Here is a 22,653-nt window from a genome sequence, read left to right on the forward strand (position 1 = left end):
TCCTCCATTCCCGGCGTTTCCTTCCAGATATTTTTCCTCTTTTGTGCGTCCAGAGGCTTACATTTTTTTCTTTCCCATCTCTATCTTAGAAGGTATGCCCGAGTGAAACAAGCTACTTTTATCTTCTTTTTATTCACTTGTCTGCTCAATTAACTGCTGTTCGTTCCAGACGGTCACGTCCAGTTCTCTCGCTTTTTCCAATTTAGAGCCGGCTTCTTCTCCTGCCACCACGATATCCGTATTGCTGCTGACGCTGCCGGTAACCTTTCCACCCAGCGCCTCAATACGTTCCTTGGCGTCCTTGCGGGTTAATTCCTGCAGCTTGCCGGTAAGAACGACCGTTTTACCGCTGAACACTGTATCTGTTGCCTGTTCAGATTTCCGCGGGCCTTTATATTCCATATTCAGCCCGAGCCGGCGCAGCTCGCCGAGCAATACCGAAACGTTTTCCTGTTCAAAATAACTGACAATGGAATCTGCTACCTTCTCACCAATATCATAAATGGCAAGAAGCTGGTCTTTATCTGCCTGTTCAAGTGCCTCCATCGTACCGAATTCTTCCGCCAGCGTCCGGGCCGCTTTGGAGCCGACAAATCGGATGCCAAGGCCGAACAGCAAGCGTTCCAGTGAATTTTCCTTGGACGCTTCAATCGCTCTCAAAAGATTATCAACGGATTTTTCTCCCATGCGTTCAAGCTCAAGCAGTTCATTCCGGTCGAGCTTATAAATGTCTTCAATCCCAGAGACTAATTGATGCGAAAACAGCTGTTGAATCACCTTTTCTCCGAGGCCATCGATATTCATCGCCCCCCGGGAGACAAAATGAATCAACGCTTCCTGCAGCTGTGCCGGGCAGTTTGGATTCATGCAGCGAAGAGCCACTTCCTCTTCGAGACGTACAAGCTCTGTCCCGCAGGAGGGGCATTCTGTGGGCATTTCAAATTCCCGTTCATTTCCTTCGCGGAGCTCGGTTAGCACCCGCACGACCTCCGGAATAATATCTCCGGCTTTTTTAACGACAATCTGGTCTCCGAGTTTGATTCCCTTTTCCCGTATCAGATCTTCATTATGAAGCGAAGCCCGCTGCACTGTCGTTCCTGCCACCTGAACCGGCGTCAGCTTCGCCGTTGGGGTCACTACTCCGGTACGTCCAACGCTTAAAATAATATCCTCGAGCGTCGTCACCTTTTCTTCTGCCGGAAATTTATAGGCCGTCGCCCAGCGTGGACTTTTTGCTGTAAAGCCCAGGTCCTCCCGTTGGCCTAGATCGTCCACCTTGATAACGATGCCATCGATTTCATAGGAGAGCCCGTTGCGGTTTTCCGTCCAGTAGTCTACAAATTCCAGTACTTCTTCAATGGTTCGGCATTTTTTCGTTTCCGGGTTCACTTTGAATCCGAGCTGATCCATAAAATCAAGCGATTCGGCGTGCGTATTCACGTCCAGCTCATCATCGTTGCCGGCACCATACAGAAAAATATCCAGGTTTCGCTTGGCCGCAATTTTCGGGTCAAGCTGCCTGAGGGAACCCGCAGCTGCGTTGCGCGGGTTGGCAAACGGCTCTTCTCCATTCTTTTCCTTGTCTTCATTCAGACTGAGAAACGAGCGCTCCGGCATAAACACTTCTCCGCGCACTTCAATATCCACTGCTTCTTCAAGACGCAGAGGGATCGCCCGGACCGTTTTCAGGTTATGGGTAATATCCTCTCCGGTTGTGCCGTCGCCCCGGGTCGCCCCGAGCACAAAGCGTCCATCCTCATAGGAAAGCGATACGGCCAGGCCGTCTATTTTCAGCTCGCACACGTATTCCACATTGTCACCGGTCACCTGGCGCACCCGCCTGTCAAAGTCACGCACATCCTGTTCGTTGAAGGCATTTCCGAGGCTCAGCATCGGAATCCGGTGCTGCACCTTGCGAAAGCCTTCCAGGGGCGCTCCTCCAACCCGGACCGTCGGAGAATCGGGAGCCTGCAGATCCGGAAAATCATTTTCAAGCTGGATCAGCTCCTGCAGCCGTTCATCGTATTCAGCATCCGGCACGATTGGATTATCTTTGACATAGTAATAATAGCCGTATTTATCCAACAGCTCACGGAGTTGTTCTACACGTTCTTCTGCTTGCTTTCTCTCCATCGGCTTCGTCCTTTCTACGCTTTTTCAATTGGGGCAAACGTGGCCATCAGCCGCTTGACACCTTCGCTCGGAAAAGCAATATCGAGTTCCATGTCGTTGCCTTCACCTCGTACGCTGACAACGGTGCCGGTTCCCCATTTTTTGTGCTTAGCCTTGTCGCCAATATTCCAGGAAAGGTCACTGCCGCCGCTTGGCGTCGGTGCTTTGCTTTCCCGGGGTGCAGCCGTCGCGGCCTGGCGCTTCCGTTCAAACGGGGAAGCCGTTTTCCCGCCGGCGGAATTCTGCTGCTTTTCTTCACGCCCGGAAATCAGCTCCTGTGGGAGCTCCTGAATGAACCGCGACATTGGGTTTGCCTGCGTTCGTCCGTACTGCATCCGCATGGAAGCGTGGGTCAGGTGAAGCTCCTGCTCGGCCCGGGTCATTCCAACGTAGGCGAGCCTGCGCTCCTCTTCCATCTCTTCGGGCTCAAACAGTGAGCGATTGTGCGGGAAGATTCCTTCTTCCATCCCAATAAGAAATACGGTCGGGAATTCCAGTCCCTTGGCGGAGTGCAGGGTCATCATAGCTACCTTGTCCCGCACGTCGGTGTCATCATTTTCATTTAGGTCAGCCACAAGTGCCAGATCCGTTAAAAAGGAAATTAACGATTTGTCCTCGCTCCGTTTTTCAAATTCCTGGGCGACTGTCATAAATTCTTCGAGGTTCTCGAGGCGGCTCTGCGACTCCAGCGAGCGTTCATTTTTCAATGCTTCCCGGTAGCCGGTTTTCTCCAGCAGTTCTTCGACCAGTTCGGTGACCGAAAGGTAGTCCTGCATCTGCATCCAATGCTTCATCTGCTCGGCAAAGGACTGCAGCTTTTTGACCGGCCCGGCGCCGAGACCAATCTGATCGGCCTCCTGCAGCGCATCAATAAGGGAAATATCCTGACTCGCAGCATACTTTGTCACCTTTTCCATCGTGGAAGCTCCGATGCCTCTTTTAGGCACATTTACAATCCGCCCGAGGCTGATGTCGTCATCCGGATTTGCCACCGTCCGCAGATAGCCGAGCAGGTCTTTGATTTCTTTTCGGTCATAGAACTTGGTGCCGCCAATCATGTTGTACTCCACGCCTGATTTTACAAACATTTCCTCAATCACGCGGGACTGCGCGTTTGTCCGGTATAAAACGGCAATATCACCGTGGCGTATATCCTTCTTTCTCGTAATTTCTTTGATTTTATCCACTACGTAATACGCTTCGTCGCGTTCGTTGGAGGCCTGAAAATAGTAGATATTTTCCCCGTCCGGATTCGACGTCCAAAGCGTTTTTTCTTTACGCCCGGCATTATTTTTAATCACTTCATTTGCCGCGCGCAGAATCGTTTTCGTCGACCGGTAGTTCTGTTCGAGGAAAATAGTGACTGCTTCCGAATAGTCCCGCTCAAAGGAAAGGATATTTTGTATATCCGCCCCGCGCCATTTGTAGATGGACTGGTCTGAATCCCCTACAACGCAGAGGTTGTGACGCTTTGCTGCGAGCATATTCACGAGCATGTACTGCGCCCGGTTGGTATCCTGGTATTCGTCCACATGAATGTACTGGAATTTCCGCTGATAAAACTCCAGCACCTCCGGCACGTCTTCAAACAGCTGGATCGTTTTCATGATCAGATCGTCAAAGTCAAGGGCGTGGTTGTTCCGGAGCCGCCGCTGGTACTCTTTATACACATCCGCTGCAATTTCTTCGAACGGCCCTTCTGCTCTTTCTGCAAACTGATTCGGTGTTTCAAGCACATTTTTATTGGACGAAATCATGCCAAGGATCGCCCGTGGTTCAAATTTTTTCGAGTCGATATTCTGATCCTTTAAGATTTGCTTGATAACAGACAGCTGGTCGCTTGAATCCAGTATCGAAAAGTTCCGGTTATAGCCGATCCGGTCGATATCCCGGCGGAGAATGCGGACGCACATCGAGTGAAAGGTCGACATCCAAATATCCTCGGCCACCGGTCCGACGAGTTTGCCGACACGCTCCTTCATTTCTTTGGCAGCTTTATTTGTAAAAGTAATCGCAAGAATTGCGTAGGGCGGGATCATTTTTTCTCTAATTAAGTAAGCAATCCGGTGGGTCAACACCCGGGTTTTTCCGCTTCCTGCCCCGGCCATAACCAGAAGCGGACCTTCTGTGTGCTGCACCGCTTGTTTCTGCGGCTCGTTCATTCCGGATAACATGCGCTCAATGATTTGTCGCTGCATGATGCCACCGCCTTTCATAAGTATTCAGGAACATATGTTCCTGTTTTAGTATACCGAATATTTTTGATTCACGCTACGGCCTGACCGCTTTGACGGTCTGCACTGCTCTCTTTACATCCTCATACACAATATCTCCGACTACGATGGTATCTGCGTAAGCAGCCATTTCCGCTGCCTGCTCTTTCGAACGGATACCACCGCCGTAAAAGAGCCTTGCTTCGTGTAACGCTTCCCGTGCTTTCTGAACCATTCGCACGTCGCCATATGTGCCGCTGTATTCTATATAAAAAATTGGAAGATGAAACAGCCGGTCAGCCATCGCGGCATATGCTTCAATATCTTCGTCCGTCTGTTCCGTCCTAGCCTCTGTTAATGCTGCTGCCTTGGCATCCGGATTTAAAATACAGTATCCTTCCGCGAGTACTTCCTCCTGCTCGAGCGCGGGGCCCATTTCCTTAAGTGCCTGCTGATGCAGCCCAGTAATCCAGCGGGCATCTCCTGCGTTTAACACCGTCGGCACGAGGTAGCAGTCAAAGCCGGGGGTCACCGCTTCTATATTTGAGATTTCAAGCGCACAGGCAACTGGAAACCGACGCACCCGGGCCAGAAGATTCAATGTATTATCAAGGGTAACCCCGTCGCTTCCTCCCACAATGACCGCATCTGTTCCCGACTCACATATTTTTTCTAAATTCTCGTCGCTGATCGCTTTCGCCGGATCCAGCTTAAAGACATGTTTCCATTCTGAATATGATAGCATCCTGACGTACTCCCTTTATGCAAATAGATAAGCCCAGAGAGGCTCCGATTTGAAGCTGCTAAGATTTGAAACGGCCAAACCTTCCGGGCCTTTCCGCTTTTCGTTCCTCAGTCTTTCATTATACCAAATCCACCGCTGTTCCTAAATAAACTTATTCCGTTTCCCCCGCAAAAAAACTCCCATCCGGCAGTCCGGCGGGAGTTTTATACGCGTCTGTCTGTACGCTCTATTGTGAGTCCTGTTCCTGTTTTTCATCATGCACACGGTCGAGAGTCATTTGATAACTGTCGTTTCCATAATTCAGGCACCGTTTCACCCTTGATATGGTTGCGGTGCTTGCACCGGTTTCCAGTTCAATTTTGTGATACGTATATCCGTGCTGAAGCATTCTTGCTACTTCAAGCCGCTGGGCAAGTGATTGAATTTCATTAATCGTGCATAGATCGTCAAAAAATTCATAGCACTCATCGATATTTTTTAACGAAAGGATCGCCTGAAAGAGCTGATCGAGCTCTTTCCCCCTTAATTTGTCAATCTGCAACACACTACACTCCTTTTTGGCTACGTGACAGACGAAGGTATTTATTCATAAAGCGACGCGCAAAACAGTTTCATCCAGGCTGAAACTAGCTGATATCAGTACCTACTTTTACAGTTTAACGCATAATGGCAGGAAAGAGTACCATTTTTTTATGAACGTCATATATACCTTTTTGCGTAACCCTGATATACGGGAGATGAGTCGCTGCAAAAAATAAGAGAGAATAAACCGGATCCTCATGCGGATAGCCCCGGGTTTTCAGCGCGGCTACCATTTTTTCATGCTCAACAATAACCTCTTCCATCGGCTTCGAGGACATCAGGCCGAAAATATCCAGGGAAATATGCTCCACTACTTCCCCCTTCTCGACGAGAAAAATCCCGCCTTTATTTTTGATGAGTTCTTCGGCTGCTTTTTGCATATCTTCCTTATGCTTGCCGATCATAATAATATCACCATTGTTATTAAAGGAGGACGCGAATCCGTCCACCTTGGTTGCAAACCCTTTTAAGATCGTATTAACGCGCCATTTTCCGTACCGGTCAACGACCATGAAAAAGGACTCGTCGTGGGTTTTCCACAGCTCATCATTGTTTGCTTCAATACCGATATGGTAAGGCTTTAAAATAACGGAATTCATCAGCTCGATTCCCATCGGCATCGAAAAGTGAAAGTCGCTGTCCTTTAATTCCCAGTCAATTTCAAGCGGGGTCACCCCGTACTTTTCCCATTCGAAGGGCTTTTTCGGATACAGGTTCGTTTCATTCCTGTATACCCACTGGCCTTTAGCAAGCACAGCTTCAGGCTTAGGCTCGCGTTTATCCGATAAAATATTCAGATGGGCAAGCCGCCCCGGGGCAATCATGCCGATCAAATTATCGAGACCCAGGTGAACCGCCGCATTATACGAGCCCATTTCATACGCATCGATTTCGGGCACGCCCTTGTCCAGGCAGATTTGAATGGTCCGGTCAATAACACCTTCTTTATAAAAGGCCGGGGTGGACCCGTCAGTATTCAGCGTAAAACGGCGAAAGTCCGTGATTCCGGCCTCAAGCAGCCCTTCGATCATGTCCGGAAGGTCCGGCCGGATCGAAGAGTAGCGCAGCGATGTGACGAGACCTGCGTCCAGCCGGCGAAGCGCTTCCTCTGCTGTCATCGCTTCATGCTCGCCGTCCACGCCGAGCAGTGCCATCTGCGTAATCGTCGATACCGAGGAGCCCGGAAGGTGTCCTTCAATCGGCTTATTCAGTTCCTTCGTGTATTGCATCCAGTGCAGGATCGTATCGTTACCCGTCATCACTTTAGGCCACGAGGTCAGTTCTCCCCCCTGGACGACGAGCGGATGCTCCAGCCAGTCCTTCATGTTCGACGGCGAAAACCACCGGTCTTCTTCCTCCAGCTCTGTCTGGGAATCGTACCGGGCCCACCAGAACATGGACGTAGGAAGCTCCCCAAGATCTTCAATGGCAGAAAGCGCCTGGTATTTCTCCATATTTAAAAACAAAAACAAATTATCGTTCACAAGTGTAGTCGTTCCACGCACGGACGCATACTCCGCCAGTGTCTGCGGGCTGTACAGCTGGAATGGGTGGGCATGTGGTTCAATATAACCCGGCACCACCCATTTTTCGCTGCAGTCGACGATTTCCGATCCGTCTGTTTTCTCCGGCCATTCAGGCCCGGCGTACATAATACGGTCGTCATATATCCATATGTGACCGCGGCTCCAGCTTTTGCGGGCACTATTTAAGTATGTTGCATCTTTTAAAATAATAGAGGGAGCTGTTTCGCCCCTCATCACGGAAAGATGGTCTCTCAATGTTGATTTGCTCCAATGATACAGCTTATTTGCCATCCAAACATCTCTCCTCCTGCACACAGTTCGTTGCTCGATTTCATTTTCCCTATCATATCACAAATGTAAACGCTTTTTTATATTTTCAGGTGACAATTTTGAAACGTTTTCCTTTTTTACAACTGTTTTCATGATTTCACAAAAATAGTGAAACAGTTTCAGTTAATTGTCAGAATTCACTTAAAATATTAGGAAATTTTATTAAAAGACCGATAAAACTGTACTAATATTTTTATCCTGCTCATTGTAACAGAATCCTTTGCCCGGGAGAAAGAAAATGACAGGAAATATAACATAAATTTCATATTCGCTTTGCAAAGCTCATAAAAAAACTGTTTCTGCTGACGGCAGAAACAGTTTTGCTTTTCAATATTGCAGAGCCCGGAAACCAATATCGGTGCGGTAAAATAAATTACTCGTATCAAGTTCCTTCATTTTTTCATATACCTGCGCCTTCGCTTCCCCGAGGGTCGCAGCTTTCTCTGAAAGCAGCAGCACCCGGCCGCCGCTGTTTACATATACGCCGTTCTTTTTTTCCACTCCAGCGAAAAAAAGAAGAGGGCTTTCCGGCACATGATGGATGGGACGGTTCTTTTCATAGGTGCCCGGATAGCCTTTAGAAGCAGCCACTACTCCGAGTACCGCTTTTTCCGACCAGACTGGCTCCGGCCTGCCTCCATCGAGGAGGGTTACCAAAAGCTCCGCCAGATCCGATTCGAGTCGCGGAAGCACGACCTGCGCCTCCGGGTCACCAAACCTCGCATTAAACTCAATCACTTTCGGTCCTGCAGACGTCATCATTAATCCGGCATACAGGACACCGGTGAACGGCGCGCCTTCCTCCATCAGGCCGGAGGCTGCCGGCTGGAGTACTTTTTCCACCGCTTCATCGATGTCTTTTTGAGTAAATTGAGGAACGGGACTGTAAGCACCCATTCCTCCGGTATTGGGCCCTTCGTCGTTATCATATGCACGTTTATGGTCCTGCGCAGCTACCATTGGCACGACCGTTTCACCGTGTACAAAAGCCATTAAAGACAGTTCTTCGCCCTCTAAAAATTCTTCAATGACTACTTCGGCTCCCGCTTCGCCGAACTTGTGGTCTTTCAGTACTTCTTCGAGCGCCTGCAGCGCTTCGGCTTCGGTCATCGCCACGGTGACCCCTTTCCCGGCAGCCAGACCGTCTGCTTTAATAACAATCGGCGCTCCCTGGCGGCGTACATAAGCCTCTGCTTCTTCATATTTTGAAAATGAAGCATAGGCGCCGGTCGGAATATGATAGCGTTCCATGACTTCTTTCGCGTAGGATTTACTTCCTTCAATCATAGCTGCTTTCTCACCCGGACCAAACACACGCAGCCCTTCCTGCTCAAAACGGTCGGCAAGCCCGGCCAAAAGCGGGGATTCCGGCCCGATCACAGTCAGCTCCACCTTCTTTTCCTTTGCGAAGGCAACCAGGCTTTCCTGATCACTTTCCGCTATGTTCACGCATTCCGCATAATTCTCCATACCGTCATTACCCGGTGCTGCATACACGCGGGTCACACTCGCACTTTTTGCAAAGGCATAAGCGAGGGCATGCTCCCGGCCGCCTGCTCCTACTACTAAGACATTCATCGCCATCCTCCTGTTCGAAAACCGTTATATTCATGCTTCACTGGTTTCAAATAAAAGCCCGGGAAGCCATTTCCCGGACCTTTCTGCCGATTTTAATGCTTAAAATGGCGCATACCGGTAAACACCATAGTGATTCCCAACTCGTTGGCCCGGTCGATGGACTCCTGGTCCCGGATCGAGCCGCCCGGCTGAATAATCGCTGAAATCCCCGCTTCCCCGGCTGTTTCCACCGTATCCTGCATCGGGAAAAAGGCGTCGGAGCCAAGTGCGCTTTGCACCGCTTCTTCCCCAGCCTGGTCAATGGCAATCCCCGCCGAGCCGACCCGGTTCATCTGACCGGCCCCAATGCCTATCGTCTGGACATTTTTCGTCAATACAATCGCGTTGGATTTAACATGCTTTACTACCTTCCAGGCGAGCTTCAGGTCTTCCCATTCGGCCTCTGTCGGTTCCCGCTCCGTTACCACCCGCACGTCTGCGTCCAGAAATCCTCCGGTATCCTCATCCTGCACAAGCAGACCGCCGTGAATGGATGTTAGCTGCGAACGCGGCTCTGCAAATCCCTCGAGCGTTACCGTCAGCAGACGGATATTTTTCTTCTGCGTCAGCAGATCAAGAGCTTCCTGGGAAAAACTCGGGGCGATGACAATTTCAAGGAATATTTCCTTGAGCTTCTCTGCGATGGCCTCAGTCACTTCACCGTTAAACGCAACAATGCCGCCGAATATCGAGACTGGATCTGCGGCATACGTTTTGTCGTAAGCTTCTTCGAGTGTTTCCCCAATCGCGACCCCACACGGATTCATATGCTTCACGGCTACCGAAGCCGGGTGCGTAAACTCACGGATCATGCTGAGCGCTGCTTCAGCATCATTAATATTGTTGTAGGAGAGCTCTTTGCCGTGCAGCTGGAAAGCATTTGCAATCGAGCTGAGCGGCCCGATCGGCTCCCGGTAAAAGGCTGCCTCCTGGTGAGGATTTTCGCCGTAGCGCAGATCCTGCTTTTTCTCATACGTCACGGTATACATTTCGGGATGCTTTTCTCCGGCTTCCCGGGTTAAATAATCCGCAATTAACGCGTCATAGGAGGCAGTGTGCCGGAAAACCTTAGCCGCAAGTTTTTTGTTCGTCTCAGCTGACACCGCTCCGCTGTCGTTTAATTCTGTAAGCACAAGCTCATAATCATCCGGATCCACGACGACCGTAACGTCTTCGAAGTTTTTCGCCGCGGCCCTGAGCATCGTCGGGCCGCCGATGTCGATGTTTTCAATGGCGTCCTCAAACGACTTGTCCGGGTTTTCGATCGTTTTTTTGAACGGGTACAGATTTACTACCACCAGGTCAATCGGTTCGATGCTGTGCTCCTTCAGCTGGGCTGTATGAGCATCATCGCTGCGGCGGGCAAGCAGTCCGCTATGTATGTTCGGATGCAGCGTCTTCACCCGGCCGTCAAGTATTTCCGGAAAGCCGGTAACGTCTGAAATACCCGTGATCTGCACACCACTTTCCTCAAGTACGCGGCTCGTTCCTCCTGTGGAGATAATTTCAATTCCCTGCTTTTCAAGGCTTTTGGCCAGGGGAACAATGCCCTCTTTATCTGACACACTAATTAATGCTCGTTTCATGAATGGTTGGCTCCCTCCGTGTTGGTTTGCACTGTTTTAAGGGGACGGGCAATCCACTGCTGGACAATTTCCGGATAGAGCCGGTGTTCGACAGCCTGGATACCGGCTGTGAGTGTCCCCAGCGAATCCGTCTCTTTTACATGCAACGGTTCCTGCGCAATGATGCTTCCAGTATCCATGCCTTCATCGACATAATGAACCGTGACCCCGGTCACTTTTACTCCGGCATCCCACGCCTGCCTGATGGCATCTTTTCCAGGAAAAGCCGGAAGCAGTGACGGATGAACATTAATCATACGCCCGCCGTATTCCGTAAGCAGCGTATCGCCGATTAACCGCATGTAGCCTGCAAGCACGATCCGCTCCGCCCCTTTAGCATATAATTCCTTTACGATTTCAGTTTCAAACGCCGCCTTGTTTTCGTATTCCTTCGGCGAAAAAGCGAACACCGGAATGTCTTCTTCTTCGGCAAAGGCAACGACCGGGGCTTGAGGCTTGTCACAGACAATCAGCACAAATTCCGCTTCGAGCCTCTGCTCCCGGGCTGCACGAACCAATGAACGGGCATTTGAGCCGGTGCCAGAGGCAAATAAAGCGAGCTTCATCAGCAAGTCGCCCCCTTCACCTGCACACCACCGCCATCAGTCACTTCCCCGATGGCCCACGCCTCTTCCCCGGCCTGCTTCAGCGCCTCGAGCATGCTTTCTTTTTCCGCAGCTGGTACAACCGTCATTAAACCGATGCCCATATTAAAGGTGCCAAACATGTCTTCCGGAGACAAATGACCCTCGTTTTGAATGAAGAGAAAAATCTCCGGCTGTCGCCAGCTGTTAACGTCAAACATCGCGCCGCAGCCGTCTGGAAGCATTCTCGGAACATTTTCAAAAAAACCGCCGCCGGTAATATGAGCCATACCTCTGGCTGTTCCTGCCTGCTTAATTACCTTCGCAGCATTCACGTAAATCTTTGTTGGCTCGAGAAGCTCTTCTCCGAGCGGACGCTGAAACGGCGGTACCGTGTCGTTCATCGTAAACAATCCCTCTTCAAACAAAACCTTTCGCACAAGGGAAAACCCGTTACTGTGCACGCCTGAGGAAGCCACCCCGATAATTGCGTCTCCGGGTTCCGCTTTTGATTCAGCCAGAATATCCGCTTTCTCCGCCGCACCTACGGCAAACCCGGCCAGATCATATTCTTCTTCGCTGTACATTCCCGGCATCTCGGCGGTTTCTCCGCCGATAATGGCACAGCCTGCCTGCGCACAGCCATCTGCTACACCTTTCACGATCTGCTCAATTTTTTCCGGGTCTGCTTTTCCCAGTGCCAGATAGTCCAGGAAATAGAGGGGATCGGCCCCCTGGACGGCGATATCATTTACACACATCGCCACTACATCCTGGCCGATCGTGTCGTGCTTATCCATTTGAAAAGCAAGCATTAATTTCGTACCGACACCGTCTGTGCCCGATATGAGCACGGGCTCTTTGTAAGGAAGTCCGGAAATATCAAACATACCGCCAAAACCACCGAGAGCCCCCATCACTTCCGGGCGGCCAGTACGGGCAATGTGTTTTTTCATCCGCTCTACCGCCTGGTATCCTGCTTCAACGTCTACACCGGCCCGCTTGTAAGCTTCAGACATCCGTAGGCCCTCCTTTGTTAACCATTCATAATTTTATCGTGCGGGTGGAGCGTATCGTCATAAATTTCTGTAGGGTATTTGCCGGTAAAGCAAGCGAGACACTGACCGCAGTTCGGCTCGCTCTTGTCCCGGCCGATGCCGTTCTGCAGGCCTTCAATGCTGATAAAGGAGAGGGAATCCGCCTCCATCAGATCGCGCATTTCATCGACGGTGTAATTCGAAGCAATCAATTCCGCTTTCGTTGACGTATCTATTCCGTAAAAGCATGGGTGCGTAATCGGAGGTGACGTAATGCGTACGTGCACTTCGGTGGCTCCCGCATCTTTCAGCATGCGGACGATCCGTTTGCTTGTCGTTCCGCGGACAATTGAATCATCCACCATGACAACCCTTTTGCCTTCCACGACCCCACGGACGGCCGAAAGCTTCATTTTCACACCCTGCTCCCGCAACGCCTGCGAAGGCTGGATGAACGTCCGGCCGACATACCGGTTTTTAATCAGCCCAAGTTCATATGGCGTGCCGGTAGCTTCGGCATATCCGATAGCGGCGGAAATCGAAGAGTCCGGCACTCCGGTCACTACGTCCGCTTCCACCGGTGCTTCTTTAGCCATTTCTTTACCAAGATTTTTTCTGGCCGTATGCACATTAATATTGTCCACATTGGAATCCGGACGGGCAAAATAGACATATTCCAGGCTGCAGATCGCCCGCGACGTAGAGGCTGAAAACAGCTCTGACCGCATGCCCGAGTCGTCAATGCTGACAATTTCTCCCGGCTGCATGTCCCGGACGTACTCAGCACCGATCACGTCAAACGCACACGTTTCCGAAGCGACCACGTACGTGTCTCCAATTTTCCCAATCGTAAGCGGACGGAGGCCGTTCGGATCCATGGCGCAAAGCAGCTTGTCCTCGGTCATCACCGCAAAAGCATATGCTCCTTCAATATAGGAGAGGGCATCCTTCAGCTGATCCTCAAAGCGGGTTTCATCGCTTCTCTTGATCAAATGGGCAAGCACCTCGGTGTCTGAGGTGGATTGAAAAATGCTTCCTTTTCTCTCGAGTTCCTCTTTCACGTGGTTGGCATTCACAAGGTTTCCGTTATGCGCAATCGCAAGTCCCGTCGTCTGTGACTGAAAAAGCAGCGGCTGGCAGTTCACAAGACCGCCTCCGCCTGCCGTAGCGTAGCGTACGTGTCCGACAGCTGAGCTTCCCTGCAGCTGTTCAAGGTCTCCTTCTTTAAAGGCTTCCGTAATAAGACCGAGTCCTTTGTGGCTCGACAGTTTATCGCCGTCGCTGACGACGATGCCTGCCCCCTCCTGGCCGCGGTGCTGCAGACTATGCAGCCCGTAATAGGTCAGCTGTGCCGCCTCCTCGTGATTCCAGACAGCAAACACACCACATTCTTCGTTTAAGCCTTTGATTTCACCAAGCATGGAATAGCTCCTTTCCAGGCGTTCTCCAACTCCTTGGCAGAAGCTTGAAGAATCGTCTCTCCCGATTCTTTGAGTAAGTGTAATGTCGCTTCTTCTGTCACTCTGCCGGCGTATCTTGCGTCTGGCACTGTCTGTTCAAAGGCTTTCCGGTTTTCCGGTGTTACCGAAATCACATAGCGTGACTGCGTTTCAGCAAACAATTCATTGACAACATCCCCGGCAATTACTGCTTCCGCTCCGAGTCCTGTGCCAAATGTGCTTTCCGCAAGGGCAACGCCGAGACCGCCTTCGGATACGTCATGCGCCGACTGAACCAGTCCTTCCTGAATAGCCTTTAACACGTCGCGCTGTCGCCTGTCTTCGGTGTCAAGATCAAGCTCCGGAGCCCGGCCGTCAATAGACCCGGTCTGCATTTCCTGAATCTCGCTGCCGCCAAAGTCTTCCCCTGCTTCCCCGATAATATATACAGCATCTCCCGGTTGCTTAAACTCCTGGGTTGTAATATGGGCAAGCTCTTTAATCAGCCCTACCATGCCAACGACCGGCGTCGGATAGATCGCGCCGTTCTGCGTTTCGTTGTAGAGGGATACATTGCCACCGATAACCGGTGTTTCAAGGGTTTTGCACGCTTCAGTCATTCCATCAATCGACTTCTCAAACTGCCAGTAGATTTCCGGTTTTTCCGGATTGCCGTAGTTCAGGCAGTCAGTTAGACCGAGCGGAAGCCCGCCTGAGCAGATGATGTTGCGGGATGCTTCTGCAATAACGATTTTCCCGCCCTGCTCCGGATCAAGTCCGAGGTAGCGTGCATTGCAGTCAGTCGTCATCGCAAGCGCTTTGTCTTTACCACGCACGCGGAGTACCGCTGCGTCAGATCCCGGCAATACGGCTGTGTTGGTGCGGACCATGTAATCATACTGGTCGTAAACCCATTCCTTGCTGGCGACCGTCGGCTGCTTTAACAGGTTCGTGAGCGTTTCCTTCGCATCATTCACGTCCGGTCTCCACGCTTCCTGCTGCTGGCGTTTGCGGAATGCTTCGGGTTCCCGCGACTCAGGATAATACACCGGCGCGTCTTCAGCCAGCGCATCCACGGGTACGTCCGCCACCTTCTCCCCGCCGTGCCAGAGCACAAGGCGCTGATCATCAATCACACTTCCGATTTCCGCTGAATGAAGCCCCCAGTGGCTGCAGATATCATGAATTTCTTTCTCTTCTCCCTGCTTGACGACCAGAAGCATCCGCTCCTGGGATTCGGAGAGCATCATTTCATATGGGCTCATGTCGAGCTCCCGCTGCGGTACCGTATCAAGGTTCATTTCGATCCCTGACCCCGCCTTGCTGGCCATTTCTGCTGAAGAAGAAGTCAGCCCTGCCGCTCCCATGTCCTGAATCCCGACAAGCGATTCACACTTCACGAGTTCGAGGCATGCCTCAAGCAGCAGCTTTTCCATAAATGGATCACCGACCTGCACGGAAGGACGCTTGCTTTCCGATTCGTCGCTGATTTCTTCCGAAGCAAAAGTAGCTCCGTGGATACCGTCTTTCCCGGTGCTTGCACCGACATAAATAACTGTATTTCCGGCGCCGCTTGCAATACCTTTCTGAATATCCTTATGATCAATGAGCCCGACGCACATTGCGTTGACGAGCGGGTTGCCCTCATAGCTCGGGTCAAACTGCACTTCGCCTCCGACTGTCGGCACGCCGATGCAGTTCCCGTATCCGGCAATCCCGGCGACAACCTCTTCAAATAAATATTTTACCCGCGGCTTGACGAGTTCTCCAAAACGAAGCGAATTCATAATGGCGACCGGGCGCGCCCCCATTGAAAATACGTCCCGGAGAATACCGCCTACTCCGGTGGCTGCACCCTGGTAAGGCTCAATCGCTGACGGATGGTTGTGGCTTTCCATTTTAAACACAACCGCCTGCTCGTCGCCGATGTCGATGATGCCGGCGCCTTCCCCGGGCCCCTGCAGCACGCGCTCTCCCTCTGTCGGAAATTTTTTCAGCTGGGCTTTGGAATGCTTATAGCTGCAGTGCTCCGACCACATGACTGAAAACAGGCCAATTTCTGTATAGTTTGGCAGGCGCCCGAGAATTTTTTTAATCATTTCGAATTCTTCGTCTTTAACGCCCATTTCCTGATAGATTTTTTCCTGTTCAATCTGCTCTGCGGAAGGCTCAAGTAGTAAGGACATGGGATTTCCTCCATTGCTTCAATATTGACTGAAAGATTTTCAATCCGTCGTCACTGCCGAGAATCTGATCGGTTGCTCGTTCCGGGTGCGGCATCATGCCCATCACGTTGCCCTGTTTGTTTACAATGCCGGCAATTGCCTCTTTAGAACCGTTAAAATTATCTTCATAGGTGAATACAATCTGGTTGTTAGCCTGCAGATCCTTTAGGGTCTCGTCGTCGCAATAGTAGTTTCCTTCACCGTGAGCGACCGGGATCGTAATTCGCTCGTCCCTCGCGTATTCGGAGGTAAAGCCGGTTTCATGATTCGCCACCGCTAGGCGGGCCGGGCGGCAGATAAACTTCAGCGACCGGTTCCTCTGCATAGCTCCCGGAAGCAGTCCTGCTTCAAGCAGCACTTGAAATCCGTTGCATACGCCGAGAACCGGCTTGCCTTTTTCCGCCTGCTCCACGACGCTCGCCATAACCGGAGCAAAACGGGCTATAGCCCCGGAACGAAGGTAGTCTCCGTAGGAAAATCCACCAGGCAGAAGAATACCGTCATAATCCGCGACGCTTTCTTCGGTGTACCAGACTTTATCCACCGGCTCCCCGAGACCTTCCTGGATTGCATAATACATATCGTCATCACAGTTGGACCCTGGAAACACGATCACTGCGAACCTCATCAGGACACGCCCTTTCCGATCGTATACGTGTAATCTTCAATCACCGGATTGGACAGGAGCTTTTCACACATTTCTTCGATCCGGGCTTCAAGGTTGCTTCCTTCCTCTACTTCGAGCTCAATATACTTGCCGGTCTGAACAGATGCCACTTCATGGTACCCCATTGTCTGCAGGGCATTTTCAATCGTACTTCCCTGCGGGTCAAGTACTCCCTCTTTTAATGTCACATACACTTGAACGTTAACCATGTGCAGCTCCTCCTAATCGCTGTAATATTTCGGTATAGCCTTCCTGAAGAGAACCAATCCCGTAACGGAACAAATCTTTATCAAACTTCTGGCGGGTTTCTTTATCCCACAGCCGGCACGTATCCGGAGAGATTTCGTCGGACAAAAGCAGCTTTCCGTCCTCTGTCATGCCAAACTCAATTTTAAAATCAACAAGCAGCAGGCCGTGGTCGGAGAAATGCTTCCAGAGCGTTTTATTCACATGTTCGGCCCTCTGCTTCATGTCCTTAACCTGCGACGGAGAAGCGGCCTGCAGCAGCCGGATATGATCATCGTTAATCAACGGGTCCCCAAGCTCGTCATCCTTGTAGTAGAATTCCACTACCGGCTGATCGGTTTCAGTACCTTCTCCGATACCAGTGCGGCGGTGGAGACTACCGGCGACAATATTACGTACTACAACCTCAAGAGGGATAATCGTCGTCTTCCTGACCGCCTGTTCGGTTTCAGAGAGCCGGTCCACGAAGTGGTTATTTATGCCTTCTTCATGAAGCTTTTGAAACAGCAGGGAAGAAATTTCATTATTCAGCTTGCCCTTCCCAACCAGCACTTCTTTTTTCTCCCCGTTAAACGCGGTGGCATCGTCTTTGTATTCTACCCAGAGCGTATTTTCCACGTCTGTTTCATACAGTTTTTTGGCTTTTCCTTCATACAATAGAGCGCGTTTTTCCATCGCAGGCTCCTCCTTTGGACTATCCCTTATTATTCGATGCCGGCACGGGCGAAGATCGTATCGACTTCCTTCATGTGATGACGGTGGTCAAAGCAGTCCTCGATTTCTTCACTGCTTAAAACATTCGTGATGGCGGGTTCATTTTCTACAAGCTCCCGGAATGGGATGCCTTTTTCCCAGGCCTCCATCGCTTTTGGCTGAACCGTGTCATACGCTTCCTCGCGCACCATGCCTTTGTTGATCAGTGTAAGCAGCACGCGCTGCGAGAAGACAAGGCCGAGCGTTTTATCCATGTTTGCTTTCATATTGTCTTCAAATACTGTCAGGTTTTTCACGATATTGCCGAAGCGGTTCAGCATATAATTAAGCGCCGTGGTTGCGTCCGGAATAATAATTCGTTCGGCCGAGGAATGGGAAATATCTCGTTCATGCCAGAGCGGCACATTCTCATAAGCGGTCAGCATATGGCCGCGGATGACCCTGGCCAGGCCGGTCATGTTTTCCGAACCGATCGGATTGCGTTTATGCGGCATCGCTGATGAACCCTTCTGTCCTTTGGCGAAGAACTCTTCTACTTCCCGGGTTTCACTTTTTTGCAGGCTGCGGATTTCGACAGCCATTTTTTCAATCGAGGTGGCAATTAAAGCGAGAGTGCTCATGTAATCTGCGTGACGGTCCCGCTGCAGCGTCTGCGTCGATACCGGCGCTGCCTGCAGGCCGAGCTTTCGGCAGACTGACTCTTCAATAGCCGGCGGGATATTGGCAAACGTTCCAACCGCTCCCGAAAGCTTCCCAACGCGGATGCCTTCGGCCGCTGCATCAAAACGTTCGAGATTGCGCTTCATTTCCTGATACCAGAGCGCAAGCTTGATGCCGAAGGTAGTGGGTTCTGCGTGCACACCGTGGGTGCGTCCCATCATAATCGTATGCTTATGCTCTTTTGCTTTGTTTTTTAAAATTTCGAGAAACTGCTCCAAATCTGAGCGCAAAATATCGTTGGCCTGCTTAATCAGGTAGGAAAGAGCGGTGTCCACAACGTCGGTGGAGGTCAGGCCGTAATGAACCCATTTGCGCTCATCGCCGAGCGTCTCCGACACCGCCCGGGTGAATGCCACAACGTCATGACGTGTTTCCTCTTCAATCTCCTGGATCCGTTCGATGTTAAAGGAAGCATTGTCTCTTATTTTTTTCACGTCTTCCTTTGGAATGTCCCCAAGCTCCGACCAGGCTTCGCAGGCGCAGATTTCGACCTCGAGCCAGGCGTTAAAGCGGTTCTCTTCGGTCCAGATGGCACCCATTTCCGGGCGTGTGTAACGATCGATCATAATCAGGTTCCTCCACTCTTCTCTTTAATAATTAACTCTCTATGTACTGCTTCCAAACGTCCGTGGACCTATCAAGCGCGTCCTGAAGATCCTCGCGGAGCACCGTCCAGTGCCCCATTTTCCGGCCGGGCTTGGCTTCATCCTTGCCGTACAGATGCACATGGTCCTTGCTCCACTCTTCCATATGCGCAGTTACCGCTTCGACGTGTTCACCGAGAATGTTGGTCATAACCACCGGCTGCTTCAGTCCAGCAGGTCCAAGTGGAAGACCGCAGACAGCGCGGATATGCTGTTCAAACTGGGAGGTTTCACATGCCTCAATCGTATAGTGACCGGAGTTGTGCGGCCTCGGCGCCACTTCGTTTACATAAACTGTTTCATCATCTGTAACAAACATTTCCACTGCCAGGGTGCCGACAAGATCCACATGTTCGGCAAGCCGGTGGGCAATACGGATAGCTTCTTCATTCACAAAACGCGATATTCTTGCCGGTACAATGGTCTGGTGCAGAACATTATTAACATGGATATTTTCTCCGACCGGAAACACGCCGGTCTCCCCGTGCACGCTCCGGGTGACAATGCAGGAAATTTCTTTTTGGAACGGAATCCACGCTTCAAGTACGAGCTCTTTGCCTTCGCTTCCCCCAAGGGCTTCAAACGCTGCTTCTGCATCTTCTGCTGCTTTTAACACTACCTGTCCCTTGCCGTCGTAACCGCCGCGGCATGTTTTCAGCACGCTCGGCACACCAATCTCTTTTACCGCTGCCGATAGCTCTTCGCGGGAGGTCACCTGATGGTACGGAGCTACTTTAATATTCGCTGCTTCAATGGTCTGTTTTTCGCGAAGGCGGTGCTGCGCCGTATGAAGCAGCTGGCTGCCCTGCGGAAGATAAAGAGTATTTTCCAGATGTCTGGCTGTCTCTGCGTCAATATTTTCAAATTCATAGGTTAATACATCACACGCTTCTGCCATTTTGTCCGCCCCGGCACGGTCGTCATAAGATGCTTCAATTTCAACATCTGCCACCTGTCCGGCGGGCGAGTCTGTTTTTGGTTCAAGAACGGCCACACGGTAGCCCATTGGCTTGGCCGCAAACGCCATCATCCGTCCGAGCTGTCCTCCTCCAAGTATTCCGATTGTCTGTCCGGGTTTCATTACTTTCCCCATAATTCATCTCCTGACTGCATGACCTGCTCACGCATTTGCTCTCTACGCTGCTGCAGCTTATCTGCCAGCTTTTCATCAAAGGCTGAAATCATCTGAGCGGCCAGAAGTCCGGCATTTGTCGCTCCAGACGTTCCGATGGCCACAGTTGCTACCGGCACACCGCCGGGCATTTGAGCGATGGATAAAAGCGAATCCCATCCGCTTAAAGCCTTGGACTGAACCGGGACCCCGATGACCGGCAGCGTCGTTTTCGCTGCTATCATACCCGGGAGATGAGCTGCTCCCCCGGCACCGGCAATAATCACTTTTATTCCTCGTTCTCTTGCCTCTGCCGCGTACTCAAACATATAATCCGGCGTCCGGTGGGCGGATACGATGTTCTTTTCAAACGGTACTCCGAGCTCATCGAGCACCTCGCATGCCTTCTGCATTGTGTCCCAGTCGGACGTACTGCCCATTACTACTCCTACCTGCGGTTCCACTTGCGCCACCCCTTTGCTTTTTCCTCACGTGCTTTTTGACATAAAGAAGCCCCGGTGCCAGATCCATCCCTAAAAAAGGATAGTCTTCCGCACTCCGGGGAAGGTCTCGTGAACGTATATGCTCTACTATAGAAGAAAAATTCAAGCCGAAGCTTCCACTATTTCAGATAAAGGCTTCGTTTGATCATTCTCCTCATAGTCCAGCAATTTACGGTTGCCGGGTAGAGACGCTCGAGCCTTATTCCCGAAAGTATATGAGGATTGTCATCGTTCTGCTTTTCTTGCTTACGTGTTACAGCTTAACAAGTTGTTATATTATCTGTCAATCAAAATTCGAACGATTAGAATAAACTTAGATTAAATGTTCGTTTATTTCTTTTTTGCTTCAAAACTGATTTCCTGCCTCACCGGCACATACTGTGTTTCTCCGTTAATAGTCTGCTCTTCAAATACAGGCTTTTCCATTCTGCGCACCGGCATAAAACCTTCTGCAGCAATCCGGGAGAGACACTCTTCCACTGTTTCTTCTTCCTGTACGTAAAACGTCTGTTTATTTTTCTTTTTAGCCATTCGTGTCGCTGCTCCTTATTTCTTTACTTCTATGCTTCCAGTATAACAGGTTCTTTCTAAAAAAAACGAACGAAGCAGAATTTCATTTCCCGCTTCATTCGCCTATTTATCGTCCGTTTTCTGTGCCTATCGTTCGTATGGTCTCTTTTAGGACTGCAACACCATTTACACAGTCTTTTAATTCAGTAAACTCTTCCGGTGTGTGGCTTTTGCCTTCAAAGCTCGGCACAAACAGCAGGCCAAATGGCACGTAGGCTCCAAACATCATAGCGTCATGGCCAGCACCCGATACGAGGGATTCTGTAGCTAAGCCGATGCTCCGGGAGGCCTCCTCAATCGAACGCCGGATCCATTCCGGGACCGGCACCGGTTTTACTCTGAAGGCCACTTCATGAGAAACAGTAAGCCCGCGGCGACCGGCTATTTTTTCTGCTTCGCTTCGCGCCAGGCTGATCATTTGATCCCGGACTTCTTCGTCGAGGTCCCGGATATCCGCTGTCAGCCGGGCCTCTCCGGCAATTACGTTTGAACCGTTCGGCTCAAGCGAAAGCCTCCCTACGGTAGCTACTGCGGTGTCACTGTGCATAGCCGGAAGCTGTTCCAGATACAGAATAAATTCTGCTGCTGCAGCAGCTGCGTCTTTCCTGATGTTCATCGGAGTGTTACCGGCGTGATCCGTTTCTCCCCAAAAATGAACGTCAAGCCAGGAAGGGCCGGCGATTCCTTCTACCACCCCGATACCCGCCTCCTGCTGTTCGAGCTGTTTTCCCTGCTCCACATGCAGCTCTAAATATGCCCGCAGCCGTTCACGCGGATAAATATTTTTCTCGGGCTTGTTCGGCGAATAATCCATCAGCTTCATCGCCTCCGCCGCCGTCACTCCCTCATCATCACGCATTTGAAAAAAATCATCCTTTGAGATATCGCCAACGGCCGCCCGGCTTCCGAGCATCCCGCTCCCAAAACGTGCCCCTTCCTCATCGACGAAAACAGCAATTTCTATTGAACAGTCCAATTCGGCTCCTTCGGCCTTCAATGCTTCTACAGCCATCAGACTCGATACACAGCCGAGAGCCCCGTCAAAAGCACCGCCGTTTTTTACAGTGTCGAGATGAGATCCGGTAAGGATAATCGGGGCCCCGGCCCGACCTGACTCCCACAGTCCGTAAATGTTTCCTACACCGTCCTCCCGTACACTCAGGCCCGCTTCCTCCATCCAGGAACGAAAAAGATTTTTTGCCTGCTGCTCCTCTTCTGTATAGACATAACGTGTAATGCCGCCCTCTTCCGTGCGGCCCACAGCCGCCAGTTCCTCCAGGCGGCTGGCCAAAATCTCGGGGTCAATCGACGGAAAACCCCTGCTTTCCTCAATGGTCTGGAGGAGGCGCTCCCTGCTGAATCCCTTGTTACCCAAAGCATCAT

At 51.0% G+C, this 22,653-nt stretch carries 19 protein-coding genes and 1 riboswitch; all 19 genes read right to left on the bottom strand.

Annotation, left to right across the window (positions count from 1 at the left end; translation table 11 throughout):
- Positions 1-129: 129 nt before the first annotated feature.
- The gene (gene ligA / locus ACTRXH_RS08915; protein WP_474281753.1) at positions 130-2,133 is read right to left on the bottom strand and encodes an NAD-dependent DNA ligase LigA; all 2,004 of its coding nucleotides are present in this window, start codon (positions 2,131-2,133) and stop codon (positions 130-132) included.
- Positions 2,134-2,147: 14 nt separating this feature from the next.
- Positions 2,148-4,370, bottom strand: a complete 2,223-nt coding sequence (gene pcrA, locus ACTRXH_RS08920; protein ID WP_474281755.1) for a DNA helicase PcrA — start codon at positions 4,368-4,370, stop codon at positions 2,148-2,150.
- 73 nt (positions 4,371-4,443) lie between these two features.
- A complete protein-coding gene (gene pcrB, locus ACTRXH_RS08925; RefSeq protein WP_474281757.1) occupies positions 4,444-5,130 on the bottom strand; it encodes a heptaprenylglyceryl phosphate synthase in 687 nt (228 codons plus the stop codon).
- Between the two features lie 226 nt (positions 5,131-5,356).
- On the bottom strand, positions 5,357-5,671 hold the full coding sequence (locus tag ACTRXH_RS08930) for a YerC/YecD family TrpR-related protein (protein ID WP_022793704.1): 315 nt from the start codon (positions 5,669-5,671) through the stop codon (positions 5,357-5,359).
- A gap of 115 nt (positions 5,672-5,786) precedes the next feature.
- Positions 5,787-7,529, bottom strand: coding sequence for an adenine deaminase C-terminal domain-containing protein (locus ACTRXH_RS08935; RefSeq protein ID WP_474281759.1), 1,743 nt, complete (start codon positions 7,527-7,529; stop codon positions 5,787-5,789).
- Positions 7,530-7,895: 366 nt separating this feature from the next.
- Positions 7,896-9,146, bottom strand: coding sequence for a phosphoribosylamine--glycine ligase (purD, locus tag ACTRXH_RS08940; RefSeq protein ID WP_474281761.1), 1,251 nt, complete (start codon positions 9,144-9,146; stop codon positions 7,896-7,898).
- Positions 9,147-9,238: 92 nt separating this feature from the next.
- A complete protein-coding gene (gene purH / locus ACTRXH_RS08945) occupies positions 9,239-10,771 on the bottom strand; it encodes a bifunctional phosphoribosylaminoimidazolecarboxamide formyltransferase/IMP cyclohydrolase (RefSeq protein WP_474281763.1) in 1,533 nt (510 codons plus the stop codon).
- A complete protein-coding gene (gene purN / locus ACTRXH_RS08950) occupies positions 10,768-11,379 on the bottom strand; it encodes a phosphoribosylglycinamide formyltransferase (RefSeq protein WP_474278905.1) in 612 nt (203 codons plus the stop codon). Before purN ends, purH begins: the two co-directional genes overlap by 4 nt.
- Positions 11,376-12,413, bottom strand: a complete 1,038-nt coding sequence (gene purM / locus ACTRXH_RS08955) for a phosphoribosylformylglycinamidine cyclo-ligase (RefSeq protein ID WP_474281765.1) — start codon at positions 12,411-12,413, stop codon at positions 11,376-11,378. Before purM ends, purN begins: the two co-directional genes overlap by 4 nt.
- 17 nt (positions 12,414-12,430) lie before the next feature.
- Complete coding sequence (gene purF, locus ACTRXH_RS08960) at positions 12,431-13,852, bottom strand: amidophosphoribosyltransferase (RefSeq protein WP_474278795.1); 1,422 nt, start codon at positions 13,850-13,852, stop codon at positions 12,431-12,433.
- Entirely contained in the window at positions 13,828-16,056 is a 2,229-nt protein-coding gene (purL, locus tag ACTRXH_RS08965; RefSeq protein ID WP_474281767.1) for a phosphoribosylformylglycinamidine synthase subunit PurL, read from the bottom strand. The genes purF and purL overlap by 25 nt, the downstream gene beginning before the upstream one ends.
- The gene (gene purQ, locus ACTRXH_RS08970; RefSeq protein ID WP_322526092.1) at positions 16,040-16,723 is read right to left on the bottom strand and encodes a phosphoribosylformylglycinamidine synthase subunit PurQ; all 684 of its coding nucleotides are present in this window, start codon (positions 16,721-16,723) and stop codon (positions 16,040-16,042) included. The genes purL and purQ overlap by 17 nt, the downstream gene beginning before the upstream one ends.
- The gene (purS, locus tag ACTRXH_RS08975; protein ID WP_474262465.1) at positions 16,723-16,971 is read right to left on the bottom strand and encodes a phosphoribosylformylglycinamidine synthase subunit PurS; all 249 of its coding nucleotides are present in this window, start codon (positions 16,969-16,971) and stop codon (positions 16,723-16,725) included. The genes purQ and purS overlap by 1 nt, the downstream gene beginning before the upstream one ends.
- Positions 16,964-17,683, bottom strand: a complete 720-nt coding sequence (purC, locus tag ACTRXH_RS08980) for a phosphoribosylaminoimidazolesuccinocarboxamide synthase (protein ID WP_474281769.1) — start codon at positions 17,681-17,683, stop codon at positions 16,964-16,966. Before purC ends, purS begins: the two co-directional genes overlap by 8 nt.
- Before the next feature lie 29 nt (positions 17,684-17,712).
- Positions 17,713-19,008, bottom strand: a complete 1,296-nt coding sequence (gene purB, locus ACTRXH_RS08985; RefSeq protein WP_474262467.1) for an adenylosuccinate lyase — start codon at positions 19,006-19,008, stop codon at positions 17,713-17,715.
- Between the two features lie 31 nt (positions 19,009-19,039).
- Positions 19,040-20,179, bottom strand: a complete 1,140-nt coding sequence (purK, locus tag ACTRXH_RS08990) for a 5-(carboxyamino)imidazole ribonucleotide synthase (RefSeq protein ID WP_474262468.1) — start codon at positions 20,177-20,179, stop codon at positions 19,040-19,042.
- Complete coding sequence (gene purE, locus ACTRXH_RS08995; RefSeq protein WP_474262469.1) at positions 20,167-20,661, bottom strand: 5-(carboxyamino)imidazole ribonucleotide mutase; 495 nt, start codon at positions 20,659-20,661, stop codon at positions 20,167-20,169. Before purE ends, purK begins: the two co-directional genes overlap by 13 nt.
- Before the next feature lie 176 nt (positions 20,662-20,837).
- Positions 20,838-20,939: riboswitch (purine riboswitch) on the bottom strand.
- A gap of 91 nt (positions 20,940-21,030) precedes the next feature.
- On the bottom strand, positions 21,031-21,231 hold the full coding sequence (locus ACTRXH_RS09000) for an NETI motif-containing protein (RefSeq protein ID WP_474262470.1): 201 nt from the start codon (positions 21,229-21,231) through the stop codon (positions 21,031-21,033).
- A gap of 106 nt (positions 21,232-21,337) precedes the next feature.
- Positions 21,338-22,645 (bottom strand): allantoate amidohydrolase, encoded by a 1,308-nt coding sequence (locus ACTRXH_RS09005; protein WP_474281771.1) that lies wholly within the window; start codon positions 22,643-22,645, stop codon positions 21,338-21,340.
- Between the last annotated feature and the right edge of the window lie 8 nt (positions 22,646-22,653).

It is taken from the genome of Marinococcus sp. LNHM5E3-2.1 (assembly GCF_056034365.1).

Excerpts from the sequence above, each read along its gene's own strand:
- ligA (WP_474281753.1), bottom strand. The coding sequence starts at position 2,133 with ATGGAGAGAAAGCAAGCAGAAGAACGTGTAGAACAACTCCGTGAGCTG.
- pcrA (WP_474281755.1), bottom strand. The coding sequence starts at position 4,370 with ATGCAGCGACAAATCATTGAGCGCATGTTATCCGGAATGAACGAGCCG.
- pcrB (WP_474281757.1), bottom strand. The coding sequence starts at position 5,130 with ATGCTATCATATTCAGAATGGAAACATGTCTTTAAGCTGGATCCGGCG.
- ACTRXH_RS08935 (WP_474281759.1), bottom strand. The coding sequence starts at position 7,529 with ATGGCAAATAAGCTGTATCATTGGAGCAAATCAACATTGAGAGACCAT.
- purD (WP_474281761.1), bottom strand. The coding sequence starts at position 9,146 with ATGAATGTCTTAGTAGTAGGAGCAGGCGGCCGGGAGCATGCCCTCGCT.
- purH (WP_474281763.1), bottom strand. The coding sequence starts at position 10,771 with ATGAAACGAGCATTAATTAGTGTGTCAGATAAAGAGGGCATTGTTCCC.
- purM (WP_474281765.1), bottom strand. The coding sequence starts at position 12,413 with ATGTCTGAAGCTTACAAGCGGGCCGGTGTAGACGTTGAAGCAGGATAC.
- purF (WP_474278795.1), bottom strand. The coding sequence starts at position 13,852 with ATGCTTGGTGAAATCAAAGGCTTAAACGAAGAATGTGGTGTGTTTGCT.
- purL (WP_474281767.1), bottom strand. The coding sequence starts at position 16,056 with ATGTCCTTACTACTTGAGCCTTCCGCAGAGCAGATTGAACAGGAAAAA.
- purQ (WP_322526092.1), bottom strand. The coding sequence starts at position 16,723 with ATGAGGTTCGCAGTGATCGTGTTTCCAGGGTCCAACTGTGATGACGAT.
- purS (WP_474262465.1), bottom strand. The coding sequence starts at position 16,971 with ATGGTTAACGTTCAAGTGTATGTGACATTAAAAGAGGGAGTACTTGAC.
- purC (WP_474281769.1), bottom strand. The coding sequence starts at position 17,683 with ATGGAAAAACGCGCTCTATTGTATGAAGGAAAAGCCAAAAAACTGTAT.
- purB (WP_474262467.1), bottom strand. The coding sequence starts at position 19,008 with ATGATCGATCGTTACACACGCCCGGAAATGGGTGCCATCTGGACCGAA.
- purK (WP_474262468.1), bottom strand. The coding sequence starts at position 20,179 with ATGGGGAAAGTAATGAAACCCGGACAGACAATCGGAATACTTGGAGGA.
- ACTRXH_RS09000 (WP_474262470.1), bottom strand. The coding sequence starts at position 21,231 with ATGGCTAAAAAGAAAAATAAACAGACGTTTTACGTACAGGAAGAAGAA.